This is a genomic window from Streptomyces sp. NPDC052042 (genome assembly GCF_044548345.1).
Lineage (GTDB): Bacteria > Actinomycetota > Actinomycetes > Streptomycetales > Streptomycetaceae > Streptomyces.
In genome coordinates this window covers 1-11,506 of sequence record NZ_JBIUBU010000036.1, presented here as the reverse complement: position 1 = coordinate 11,506, position 11,506 = coordinate 1, and the positions used below count along the sequence as shown (strand labels likewise).

9 protein-coding genes are annotated in these 11,506 nt (G+C 68.8%); 2 read left to right on the top strand and 7 right to left on the bottom strand.

Annotated features, from left to right (window positions below):
• Positions 1-454: 454 nt before the first annotated feature.
• The 7 genes from ACIHCL_RS33550 to ACIHCL_RS33520 form a co-directional block, all read right to left on the bottom strand.
• Positions 455-1,591: a hypothetical protein gene (locus ACIHCL_RS33550; RefSeq protein ID WP_399867982.1), complete on the bottom strand. Its 1,137-nt coding sequence runs from the start codon at positions 1,589-1,591 to the stop codon at positions 455-457.
• Between the two features lie 88 nt (positions 1,592-1,679).
• Positions 1,680-3,761 (bottom strand): methyltransferase, FxLD system, encoded by a 2,082-nt coding sequence (gene fxlM / locus ACIHCL_RS33545; RefSeq protein WP_399867980.1) that lies wholly within the window; start codon positions 3,759-3,761, stop codon positions 1,680-1,682.
• Between the two features lie 21 nt (positions 3,762-3,782).
• Positions 3,783-5,078, bottom strand: a complete 1,296-nt coding sequence (locus ACIHCL_RS33540) for a lanthionine synthetase C family protein (RefSeq protein WP_399867978.1) — start codon at positions 5,076-5,078, stop codon at positions 3,783-3,785.
• A complete protein-coding gene (locus tag ACIHCL_RS33535) occupies positions 5,045-8,002 on the bottom strand; it encodes a lantibiotic dehydratase (RefSeq protein ID WP_399867976.1) in 2,958 nt (985 codons plus the stop codon). The genes ACIHCL_RS33540 and ACIHCL_RS33535 overlap by 34 nt, the downstream gene beginning before the upstream one ends.
• A gap of 225 nt (positions 8,003-8,227) precedes the next feature.
• Complete coding sequence (locus ACIHCL_RS33530; protein ID WP_382067282.1) at positions 8,228-8,407, bottom strand: FxLD family lanthipeptide; 180 nt, start codon at positions 8,405-8,407, stop codon at positions 8,228-8,230.
• Positions 8,408-8,614: 207 nt separating this feature from the next.
• A complete protein-coding gene (locus tag ACIHCL_RS33525) occupies positions 8,615-8,788 on the bottom strand; it encodes a hypothetical protein (protein WP_399867974.1) in 174 nt (57 codons plus the stop codon).
• A gap of 130 nt (positions 8,789-8,918) precedes the next feature.
• Complete coding sequence (locus ACIHCL_RS33520) at positions 8,919-9,365, bottom strand: ATP-binding protein (protein WP_399867972.1); 447 nt, start codon at positions 9,363-9,365, stop codon at positions 8,919-8,921.
• A 226-nt stretch (positions 9,366-9,591) separates the two neighbouring features.
• On the opposite strand from ACIHCL_RS33520, the gene ACIHCL_RS33515 reads away from it, so the two are divergent.
• Together ACIHCL_RS33515 and ACIHCL_RS33510 are read left to right on the top strand one after the other, a co-directional pair.
• A complete protein-coding gene (locus ACIHCL_RS33515; protein ID WP_399868034.1) occupies positions 9,592-10,875 on the top strand; it encodes an XRE family transcriptional regulator in 1,284 nt (427 codons plus the stop codon).
• Positions 10,872-11,411 carry a GNAT family N-acetyltransferase gene (locus tag ACIHCL_RS33510; RefSeq protein ID WP_399867970.1) on the top strand — a complete coding sequence of 180 codons (540 nt, stop codon included), beginning with the start codon at positions 10,872-10,874 and terminating at the stop codon, positions 11,409-11,411. The genes ACIHCL_RS33515 and ACIHCL_RS33510 overlap by 4 nt, the downstream gene beginning before the upstream one ends.
• The last annotated feature ends 95 nt before the right edge of the window (positions 11,412-11,506 follow it).

The window sequence follows — 11,506 nt, the reverse complement described above, 5'->3', positions numbered from 1 at the left end:
GCGTCGACTCTCCGGCGGCCACCCAGGCCCGTCGGCGCCCCGGTACGGCCGGTCCATGCCTGGTCCGTCCCCCTTGCCGGCGAAGGTAGCGGTCAGGAAGGCGACGGCCACATGCCGCGTGATCAGGGATAAGTTCCCCGCCCGTTCCGCCGCCAGGTTCCTCCTCTCCGGGGTGACCGCAATCCGCCTCCGCATGCCGATCGGACTCGACTCTCCCCGTGATCGTCAGACCGACCAGATGGGGCGGCCGACCTGGGCGTTAAACGCCTCCATGTTGAGGAAGCCGAGTCCTTGCCGATGTCCCAATGCCGCTCCTGTGACGGCTTGTCGAACTGCTCACTCGCGCGGATCGCGGATCTTGAGTCGCTCATGGCCTTCGCGGCGTCGCCCGTCACAGGGTTCTTGGCGGCTGGCCTCCTGCAGCCGCTCATGAGCGACTTGGTGTGTGCGCCCATCAGGACCCCTTCATAGGGGTTGCACGCTCGGAATCGAAGGAAGTTGCAAGACTTTCCCGGATCACTCCGTCACTGGCGCGCAGTGCCACCGTCAGTTCTCCTCTCAGATCGTCCGGCATGGTCCCTGCCCTGAGGGCGCAGGAACGCAACAATGCGCGGCAATTCTGCACCTGCCGATCCGTGGCGATCGCGGTGAACAGAGGATGCGCCAAGTTCTCGCGAGCCGCGCATCCGTCTTCGGCCTTCGTCGTCCTGCGGTGCAGCTCCTCGACGATGCGGCGTGCGCCGGGCGCCTCAGCGGAGCCGATCGCGTCGAGGGTGGTAAGTCCGAGCCGGATATCGAAGACGGTCATCCCGATTTCGGTCTTCCGCTCGGAGAAGGTCGTCACCAGATCCGCCAGTTGCCTGCCGACCGAATGCCCAGCGTCGCGGCGACACAAGACAGTCAGGCATGCCGCGACGGCCTGCTCCCACAGCTCGCCGGGCATCGTGTCAGCCAGGATGGCCGAGGCGTGTGCCGTGTCCCCCCTGACGAGCGAAGCCAGTACCGCTACTTGGCGCCCGTCGAGCATCCGTTTGCCCACGCCTCTGTGGGCCTCAATGTGCGCCAGTGCCTCGCCCCAGCGTCCTTCGGTGGTGAGAGCACGCGTGCCGTCGGCGAGAAGCACGCGCCACAGCCACGCGACAACCTCATGGCGGTCCTTGTCTGTGGCAGTAAGGTCCGCCGGAATCGCAACGCCTTCAAACCTGGCTGGTGTGCCCGCCTCGACAGCCGCGTATAGGTCGAGCAGCCGCTGACGACCCACATCGGCGTGGCCGCCGCGGATCTGGAGGCGGGCGAGATTGACGACGGGCTCCAAGCCGCGAATCGCGCTGACGGCGGGAAGGGGGCAAGCATGGAGATAGGCGGCGGCGTGCTCGTGGCACATCGCGCGCGCTAGGTCGGGAAGGCCGAGATCGGAGGCAATGAGCGCAGCCTGGTTGTAGACGGAGGACGCCACTCCCTGATCGGTCTCCGTCACCGCGCTGTCGGCCAGGTCGACGAGCGCGCGCACGCGCTTCGGCAGGGGAAGGCAGGCGGGCCGGAATCGGGCGACGAGCGGGAAGCGCTGAGCTGTGGTTCCGTGCGGGTCCATGGACTCCCCCAGGTGTGCGTAAGAACGGGTAAGACGACGGTGGCCGCCGGCGCGCAACCGGCGGCCACCGTCCACTACGCGTGGGGTGTCACCGCCAGTCGACGACGATGCGGTTCAGCGGGGTGTCGAGCGCGAAAAGGACGGCGCGCTGCTCGATCGTGGGGGCGTCGAGGGGCTGGATCTCGAACGTGGCCTCGCGGTCTCGAAACTCCAGGTCCCACGCGCGGATGGCTGCAGCGACCTTCGCTGTTAGTTCATCGCTGCCGGGACCGTGGCCCACGACCCCGAACTCCCACAGCTTGCCGCCCTCGGGGGTCCTCTTCTCCGACAAACGCCGGGCGAGGTAGGTGACGGCGCCCTTGTCGACGGCTGCGGTCGAGGAGGGGTAGGGGTCCTCGGTGAGCAGAGTGCCCTTGGCTGCTTGCGGGAACAGCATCCGGATCAGGCCGGAGGGAAGGGAGCAGGTGAGGAACAGTTCCATCCACTCCGGCGACTCCATGGCGCGGACCGTCATGCCCGTCCACTCCTCGGTGCGCGGCTCGTGCAGGACGCCGGCCAGGGCCTCGGCGTCGATCTTCTGCCCGGCGGGGGCCTGAAGCCGTACGGTTCCGTCCGCGCTGAGCGGGATGACCCGGCGGTCGTCGTCGGCGATGCCCCGCCTGAGCGGCATGAAGGTGTTCATCTCGCTACCGAGGGACATCCACCGGCCATCGCGCTGCTCGTAGGCGATGGACCGGGACACCGTGCCCTTGAGGCGCTGCGGAACGAGGAGCCGGCCACCGGGAGCGAGCTGCTGCAACCAGGCATGTGGCACGCCGTGCGCGCCCACAGTGGCGATGATTCGGTCGTACGGCGCACCTTCCGCGTAGCCGAGGGCCCCGTCTCGGGTCACCGCCTCAACGTTGGTTGTTCCGGCGGCGGAGAGATGTGCGCGGGCGCCCTCCACGAGGTCGTCGTCGACATCGAGCGTGGTGACGTGCCCGCTCTCACCGACCAGATGGGCGAGCAGACCGGCGTTGTACCCGGTGCCTGCGCCCAGTTCGAGGACGCGCTCGCCGGGCCGGGCGTCGAGCTGGTCCAGCATGAGGGCGACCACGCCCGGCTGGGAGGCGCAGGAGATCGAGCTGCCGTCGGTGTCGTACTTGATGTGCACCGGCGCGTTGGCGTATGCGTCTCCGAGCGGTACATCGGGCACGAATACGTGACGGGGCACGGTCCGCAACGCGGTCTCGACGGCAGGCGTGCGAACGTTTCCGTCAGCGCGGAGCTGGTCTACCAGGGCGTTGCGGAGGCGCTCGGCTTCGGACGTCGGGGTGGTGATCGTGTCGGTGTTCACCGCTTTCACGCTATCGGCGTTGGCCGTTGACTCGGTCGGCGACGCGGTGTGGTCACTCGTTCCCATGACTGCCTCTCGTGCAATGTTGGACAGAGCGCTCTGGTCGTCCCGGAAGAGACCGGCGCGGTTGGCGTGGAAGATGATGTGGTGGGCGATGACGGCTCGCAGGCCGCGTGTGAGAGCGCCTCGTTTCGCGAGGCCGGCGAGTGTGGCCCCCGTCCGCTCGAAAGCGGTCACCCACGCCCCGTGCCCGTGGAGCGGGCCGTCCCGGAGGGACAGGCCGTGAGCATCGGCGCTCATGAGCTTCCGCACGAACGGAGTCAGTTCGGCGACTCGTGCCGGTGAGAGAGCGCTGGTGACCGGCCGGAGGGCGGCGACCTTCGCCCATACGTCGCCCTGCTCGAACCAGTCGAGTCCGGCGCCGCGCATCATGGCGCTCGCCAGCAGGACCGCAGTCTCCTTGCGCCCCAGGTGCTCCGGGCCCGGCTGGTAGGTGAGCAGGTGGCGGGAGTCGCTGTGGAACAGTTCGTGGGCGGCGTCCATGGCGTCCGGGCCGCCAAACGCGTCGGACTCGGGCTCGTAGACACAGGGCAGCCACGACACGACCGCCCCGTCGCCCACTAGATCGCTCAACAGCGACTCAATGATCGGGGAGGGCTCGTCGGCCAGGTACCGCAGCGGCCAGGGCTGTTTGTTCATGAACCACCAGCCGGTGAGCTGCCCCTCGGTCTCGGCTGTGATCAGGGCGGGCCCGAGGCGTTCGTCGATGGCGTTCCGGGCGCTCTCGCGGTCGATGAAGGTGATGTTGTGCTGGTGCCAGCGGTCGGGAGGCATCAAAGTCCTTCGGTCGGTGAATCAGGCAATGAGCAGGCACGAATCCCAGGCGGACTGGGGCGGTGCGGCGGTATCGGCAGCGAGAAGAGCCAGGGCTGTGCCGGCGGCTCCGTCGAGCAGGCCGGGCCCCGCTCCGGTGCCGCTGACGAGTGCCGTGGCCGCGCGCTCGAGCTCGTTGTCCACCGGGCAGATCGCGGTCAAAAGCCCCGGGATCGCGGCTCGGAGTCGACCGACGGTCGAGGGATGGGCGTCTTCGGCCGTGCGGACGGCGATGTGGGCGAGGCCGGCGAAACCGTGGCACAGGCCGTTGTCCGTCGTGGCTCCGAGCTGGTCCGGGTCACTGAGGGCGGCGGCGAGCGCGTTCTCCGCCGTGATCTGGCGTTCGGTGTCTCCGATGGCCAGCGCGGCAAGTTGCTGAGCGCGGGCAAGGCCGGAGGTGCCGTAACACCATGACGGCCGACGGAGCTTGGATGCGGCGCGGCGACCGGTGCGTAGCTCGCTCCGAGTGGCCCAGTACGGCCAGGCCGGTCCTCGGTCCGTCTCCTCCTGCCAGCGGTCGAGCCAGGCCAGGATGGCGCGCAGCGCTCTGAGATGCCCGTCCGTAACGGTGCTCTTCCGGGCGGCGAGGGCCAGAAGCGCGAGCACTCCGCCGATGCCGTGTGCCATGCCGGTGTTGGCGTGCCCGCCGGGGAATCGTTCGTCCGGGCTGCCCGAGGGCCCGTTTGCCGTCCACCAACCCGGAAGGTCCTCGCCGGATTGCCTGATCGGTTCGGTGAGGCGTACGCAGTAGTCGAGGACGGCGCGCGCCATAGGGCTGCCTGAGTTCCGGCGTAGAAGGTAGGCACCATATCCGGTCAGGCCCCGGATGGTGTCGAACTCGGCCAGCTGCGGAAGGCATCCGGCATCGATGCGGCGATGCGCTGCGTCGAGACGGCGTCTGACGTCGATCTCGATCTGCCGGTCCATGGCGTCCAAGGCGCGCTGGTAGGAGCCAGGAAGATAGTCGGCGGCGCAGGCAAGGGCGTGGGCGAAGGCTGGCATCCCGTAGAAGGGGTGGCTGTCGGGTCCGCTCGTGAGGGGCCCGTGAGACGCGGCAGCGAGCCAACCGTGCGCATGCTGCCACGGTCCGAGGCCGTTCGCGGCCCGCTCGATGTGGAGAAGCGCGATCCCGGGCGGGCCATAGGCGAGATGTTGCCGATGTGCCTGATGGACGGAAGGCGCCGTGCCGGGGTCGGCGAGCCGCGCAGCAACGGCATCGACCAGGCCGAGCATCGGGTGCACGGTCACGCCGCCCTCCCAGTGGTGCGGGCAGTCCATGCCAGAGCAGCAGCGCGCGCCAGGTAGAGGCACACCTCTTCCTCGGCAAAATTCACCGCGACGTGCCGCACGAAGTGGACATGCAGGAGGGAGGTCAGGACGTCATCGACGGCGATGCCCTGGGTATCCGGGCCGGGAGGGTGCAACCGATACGCGGCGAGCGCCGCATAGCGCTCTGCCCAACCCGACACGATGGCGTCTCCGCCCTGGACCTCGCGAAGGGCGGCCCAGTCGTCGGCTGGGTTCGCGAGCCGTACGGCCTCGCTGAATTGCGGGCAGGGAACGGACGCGGGCGCTGTCGGCGAGACATGTTCGGCCAGCCAACTCATCGCGGCCTCGGTGCTGCCGAGGAACGCGGAGACGATGGCGACGGTGTGGGCCGCCACCAACGCGCGTTGCGCCGGCCTCTGCGGCTCTGCGAGCTGGGCCAGGACGCTGCGCGAATCTGCCCGGAACACCTCCTCGGCAGCCTCCCAAGCAGCGCCCGAGCCCCAACGACCCATTTCCCGATAAGAGGTGGGGTAACGCAGGTCTGCCAGCAGGCCGGCGCTGCGCAGGTCGTCGGCCCACGCGCTCATGGTGCGCGCCGTCTGAGCGAAGGTTCCGCGGTCGGGGAGGGCGATGCGTACGCGGAGGTGCTGGTCCGGGTCACGGAAGCGGATGAACCACCACGGCGGGTTGCCCAGTCGTTCGAGGAGGCCGGGGAGGTGCTGGGAAAGTAGGGCGTCCTGACGGCGAGGGTCTCCGTACAAGGCGGCGAGCAACACCGACGAAGCGGCGGGAGTCTGCAACTGAGCCGCCGCGAGGGCGCGAGCCTGAGTGGGAACGGGCAGGGGCGGCCAGGACTGCGTTCGGGTCACCTTGAGGGGCGCCACGACCTCGTGGGCTCGCCCGCCACACCAGCCGTACGCCTCTGGTTCCGGAGCCTCAATGAGCACGGCCTGGTGCGAGCGGTCGAGATGTCGAAGCAGGGGCGTCCGATGGCCGGCCTCCTCGAGGTCGAGAAAGAGACGCCGGTCGTCCTCTACGAGGAGCACGCGGCGAGGCAATCCCCGCTGTACCCGCCATTCGGAGAGCGCGGTGTCCCACTCACTACGAAGGCGAGCGCGACTGGATAGTTCGGACGCCTCCAGACGCCAGCGCGCCGGGGTCAGCACCGTACGCCCGTACCGCAGGCGCGGCAGGAACGGCATCGCTGCTGCGACGCCCCAGTCGAAGACGGTGACCTGCGCGCACTGGGCGCGGGACAGCTCGGTGAGGAACCGCGCCAACGGCGGAGTGTGGGTGTGCAGGTTCAGGGCGTTCATGCCGACGGCCTCGACGCGGTGCCCCCGTTCCGGAGCGGCCAGGTACATGCGGCGGCCGTCGCACCCCACGGCCAGGTCCTCCGGGGCGAGAACGGTGTCCTTCGGTGCGCGGTGCTCTTGGAGGCTGATCACGGTAGGCAGGACCTGCGGGGCGCGGGTGACGTGAGCGCTCTCCGGGAGCAGCGGCGGGAAGGAGAGCTGAGCGGGCACGGTGTCGCTGTCCGCGGCCGGAAGATCAGCCAGTTCTGCGGCCAGGGCCGCCGGACGCTCGGAGGGTGCCAGTACGCCGAGGAACCGACCTGACGAAACGCCAGCCCCACGCGACACGCTCACGACCTCCAGCCGGAATCGCCCACGCTGCAAGTCCTCCAGACTGGCGGCGTGCACGCGCGCCCCCACCTCCAGATGTGGCGGCAGACGTGGCTCGTCGGGCCCCACGTCCAGGAGGTCAATCTGTTCGTCAGTGAGCACGACCTCGTCACAGCCGTCGAGCGCGGCGCTCTGCGCCAGTCGTACGAGGGCGTCATCCCGAGCAGAGACGCGAGGCCGACCTGGACCAGCAGGACTGCCTGGGTAGCCGTCGGGGTAGCCGGTCCCGCTGTCCGCGACGACCTCCGCGAGCGGGACCATCGTGCCGATGCCGTACCGCTCGTAGAAGCGCTGGTGGTAGGCGTTCCACTCGGCTGTCCCGTACGGGCGGGTGCTCACCCGGGTCAGGATGAAGGCGGCGCGCTCGATTTCCCGGGCCACTTCCTCGGGTAGGACGAGCTGCGCATCCAACTGCAGGTCAAGCGCAACAGGGTGCCGACGTAGGCCGGGCACGAGGGCCCGCATGCGCGCTGCGGTGCTGTCTCGGCCGCCGCGCGTGGCGCACTCCTTCAAGCCCATCCGGACCGCGTGCAGCTCGCGTGTTGTCTCCGCGACCGGCGCAAGGTTGTCGATGTCGATCGCGTCGAGTTGGTCGAGCAGGTACCCGAGGGCGTCGGTCTCGGTGCTTGGCGCGTGCAGGCTCGAGATCAGCACTCGCCGTCGGACCAGCTCCGCCAGTAGACAGCGCACCTTCTCCGGACCGGCCTCGGGGAACTCCGCCCGGAGCTTTTCCACGAGGGCTTCGCAGCGAATCGGCGTCCGGGTCACGGCGAGGACCGCACGCACCGGATCTGTCAGGGCCAGGGATGCCTCGACCGCGCGCATTCGGTCGTCATTGGCATCGGGTTGGAACGGCACGATGAGCCGGTCTCCCCGGCTCGTCACGGTGTTGTTGACGACGACGGGCAGCCGGTCGAGGAGTTCCGGGCAGGACTCCAGCCGTTCGACCACAGCGGCAAGCCACTCGGCCCCCGCACGACCGACGGCTACGTGTTCCTCACCCCAGTCCGCACGCACCCCAGGGCCGAACGCCGCAGTGGCCACGCCAGCGAACAGACCGAAGGGCGTCGCCCGGTGCTGGGCCCGCAACAGGTAGCGGCCCACCGACAGCGCCGCGCGCCGTACGTCTCGAAGGGGAGGATTCTCGGCAGTACACACGGCCCGCACCTGCACGGCCAAGGCTGGGCTGGAGTGCTCCACGGCCTCGGCGATGTCCTGGTCCGCCCAGACCTCACGAAGCCACGTCACGCAGGCAGAGGAGCCGTCGGGCGAGTAGTCATCCGGGTCAGGGCACGCAGGAACTGGCAGAGACTGTCGGGCCACGGCACGTACGAGAGCGGTGGAACCAGCGCGGAAAGCTGCGGGCTGAGCAACCACCTATGACCTCCATGGGCAAGGTGATGGTCGGCTGGTGCCGCCGCGCGGAGACGCGACGGCACCAGACCGAAGGTGCATTGGGGTTCAGGGCAGGCGTCAGGCGACGTTGGTAGTGCAGGCGCCGCAGGTGGAACCGCAGTTGTCGTCGGTCAGGTTGACCAGACCGGCCGGATCAGCGATCTCCACGAGCGAGACATCCAGGTCGAAGCCGTCTGCTGCACCCGGAATCTGCGGTCGTACTTCGGTACGGCTGGGCACTACGGTGCTGCGCGTCATGCTGCACTCCTTTTCATCGTTGGTTGTTGCTGATCTGGGCTGGAATGCCCACCAGGAGCCGCCAGAGGAGCGATGCGGACAGCTGGTCCCCAGACCAGCTCCTGGCCGCCCGGCACGAGGGGACGCGGCCGGCGCAGAAAGTTCTGGCCGGACCGCCTGCTCATGCCAGGAAGTCGTGCGCACAGGGTCTGATCGAGCAAAGCCCGATCAACGCCCCATGAGGTGGGTGAAGGCTTGGGCCTTGAGGCGATCAAGGCACGGCTCACATGCGTAGAAGGGGGCGTGCTGCCCGTCCCACTGCACGGGGCCGAGCCAGGTCACCCGCACTCCGGTGCGTTCGCAGCCGAGCCAGCAGTCACCGGTGATCCATGACGAATCCATCGAGGAACGGGCCCTTCCCCAAGTGGTCGAGACAGTCGATCCGGCAGCCTGATATCTGGCGGCGCCGGCCCAGAGCTGAATCGGCGGGCGGACGAGATCCGGAAGAAGCGAGGACACCGCAGCCGGGCTCTCACTCGTCGCCCTCAGTACGAAGTTCCGCCCAGACCTCTTTGCCCCGCAGACGCCCGCCCGAACTCTGGAGGTCACAGCCCCAGCGGTCGGCCACGGCATCGATGAGGAGCAGCCCGCGGCCCGACTCGTCCTCCTCGCCCGCGTGGCTGAGTGCCGGCAAACGCGACGGCTCCGCGTCCACGATCCCGACGCGCACCCGTGTCGCGCTCGGCCGCCCGACAACGAGACGGATCTCGGGGCATGGGGTGTGCCTGGAGGCATTCGCGATCAGCTCCGTGATGATCAGCTCGGCGCGGTCCACGAGGTCGTTGAGGTGCCACATCCCGAGAACTCCCCGGACGAGCTTGCGTCCGGTCTCGGCCGTGGACGGCTCGCACGGGAAAATCTCGCTGTACATGGGATGGCTGGCGAGGACCGCCTCAACCGGCTTCTTCAAAATCGGCATTGGATGGAGCCTTCGTGTCGTCTCGGCGCGCGCCCCACCCCATGTGACTCTTCAGGGGCGGACCGAACCGTCAACAGCCGCTCGCGGGGAGTGGCCGACACCCAGATAACTCCGGTGCCTGGCACCTTGGTTAGGGCTTTCGCGCGCCCGTCCGGCGGCCTGACCTAGGGCGTTTTGACCTACCCTTTACCTGGTGAGGAGGGAGCGTGCGGGCTACCGTGCCCGCATGGACGCGATCCGCAACACCGTCCTTGAGGCGTGGATGGCCGAGCACGGATACAGCTCAAACAGCCTGGCCGATGCCGTGAATAGTGCTGTTGAACAACTGACGGGCCGCGCAGGCGGGCTCGATGGGTCATCGGTCCGGGCGTGGAAAGCGGGCCGGGTTATCTGGCCAAAGTCAGCAACACGTTGCGCACTTGAGGTCGTCACCGGATTACCCGCCGTCGCCTTAGGGTTCGTGCCACGGGGCCGGCCTTCGCCCACCCCAGCGTCATCTCAGCAGGAGGAGTCCGACATGAAGCGCCGTACCCTCGTCGGCGGCATCGCAGCGGCGGCTGCCGCAGCAGCAGCCCCAGGGACCGCGTCACCGCGCCGGATCGGCATGAGTGACGTCAACCGGCTGAACAAGCGCTTCGCCGAGATCATTGCCAGCGACCACCGCCACGGCGGGCAGCCCGGCATCGAAATGCGGGCCGCCGCGCTCGCCGACGAGGCGCTCAACCTCCAGAACGCGGGCAGCGCCACGCAACGGGTACGCAGCAGTCTCTACGCCTCCGGAGCCGCATTCCGCTCGTCCGCGATGTGGGCGGCCATCGACGGCCGGCGCTACGACGTCGCGAAGGCACACATGCGCGAGGCCCAGGCCCTCGCCGAGATGTCCGGCGACCAGGCGATCAAGTTCCGCATCTGGAGTCATGCAGGCACCATGTACCGCCACATGGGCCGCCCCGCCGACGCGTGCGCCGCCAACGATGTCGCCCGCAACCTCCACCTCACCCGCCGCGACCCGCTGTTCGCGTCCCTCGGTCTGGCCCGCCAAGGCGCCATCCACGGCACGGCCCAGAACCGGACCGATACACGTCGCGCGTTCGAGCAGGCGCAGGACGCCATGCTGCGCGCCGATCCCGCCGACCACCGGCCGGTCTGGTTGCTCGCCTTCTACGACCAGGCCGAACTGGACTCCTTGGCCCTCTCCGCGTACCTGGCGCTCGGCGACTACCCGACCGCCGAGTACCACGCCCACCGTTGCCTGTCCTCACTCCGGCCCCACATGGTCAGATCCCGGGCCATCACCACGACCCGTCTCGCCCACGCCCTGCTCGCGCAGGGGGCCGCCGAGGCCGCAACAGCCACCGCGATGAGGGTCCCCGCAGACGCCGCCACCCGCCACGCCCGCGTGTCGCGCATGCTCGAAGAGTTCGGGGCCGCGCTCCGCGCCACCGCCCCGCGCAGCACCACCGTCCAAAACTGGACCGAGCACACCACTACCTGGAGGACGGCCGCATGACCATGGCGCCTGCCACCGAGCTGCGCACGTTCACCAACCTAGACACCGTCCGCGGCGACCTTCTCGACGCGTACGCCGAGGTACGCGCCCCGCTCCTCCACCTGCCGAACTACGCGGTGACCGCGTTCGGCGAACGCATCGACCGGCACTCCACCGAGCCAGGGTTCACAGCCGTCCTCGCGTACGCGGACGGCCAACCGGTCGGCTACGCGTACAGCAACACCATCGAGCACGGTGACCGCTACTGGCAGCGCACCAGCCCGACGCCGGCGGAGAAGTACACCGAGCGCCCATCAGTGGCCCTGAAGGAAATCGGCGTCCGCCCGGCCTGGCGCAAGACCGGCACCGCCCGCCGCATCCATGACGCCCTTCTCGCCACGCGCAACGAGCCGTACGTGACGCTCATGGTCAACTCGGCCGCCGGGGACGGAAAGGTCCACGCGCTCTACAGATCATGGGGGTACGACGATATTGGGCAAAGCCAGCCGTCACCGGCCTCACCGGTCCTCACCGTGGTGATCCGTGCCACCCGCTAACCTCAGGCTTTCATGAAGCGGGCTGTCCGACAGGCGGTCAGGAAAGCAGAAAGTGCCTCTGACCAGCAAGAATGAGGATTGTCGAGGTCCTTGTT

Excerpts from the sequence above, each read along its gene's own strand:
- ACIHCL_RS33520 (WP_399867972.1), bottom strand. The coding sequence starts at position 9,365 with ATGCCGATTTTGAAGAAGCCGGTTGAGGCGGTCCTCGCCAGCCATCCC.
- fxlM (WP_399867980.1), bottom strand. The coding sequence starts at position 3,761 with ATGCCTCCCGACCGCTGGCACCAGCACAACATCACCTTCATCGACCGC.
- ACIHCL_RS33540 (WP_399867978.1), bottom strand. The coding sequence starts at position 5,078 with ATGGACTGCCCGCACCACTGGGAGGGCGGCGTGACCGTGCACCCGATG.
- ACIHCL_RS33515 (WP_399868034.1), top strand. The coding sequence starts at position 9,592 with ATGGACGCGATCCGCAACACCGTCCTTGAGGCGTGGATGGCCGAGCAC.
- ACIHCL_RS33510 (WP_399867970.1), top strand. The coding sequence starts at position 10,872 with ATGACCATGGCGCCTGCCACCGAGCTGCGCACGTTCACCAACCTAGAC.
- ACIHCL_RS33530 (WP_382067282.1), bottom strand. The coding sequence starts at position 8,407 with ATGACGCGCAGCACCGTAGTGCCCAGCCGTACCGAAGTACGACCGCAG.
- ACIHCL_RS33525 (WP_399867974.1), bottom strand. The coding sequence starts at position 8,788 with ATGGATTCGTCATGGATCACCGGTGACTGCTGGCTCGGCTGCGAACGC.
- ACIHCL_RS33550 (WP_399867982.1), bottom strand. The coding sequence starts at position 1,591 with ATGGACCCGCACGGAACCACAGCTCAGCGCTTCCCGCTCGTCGCCCGA.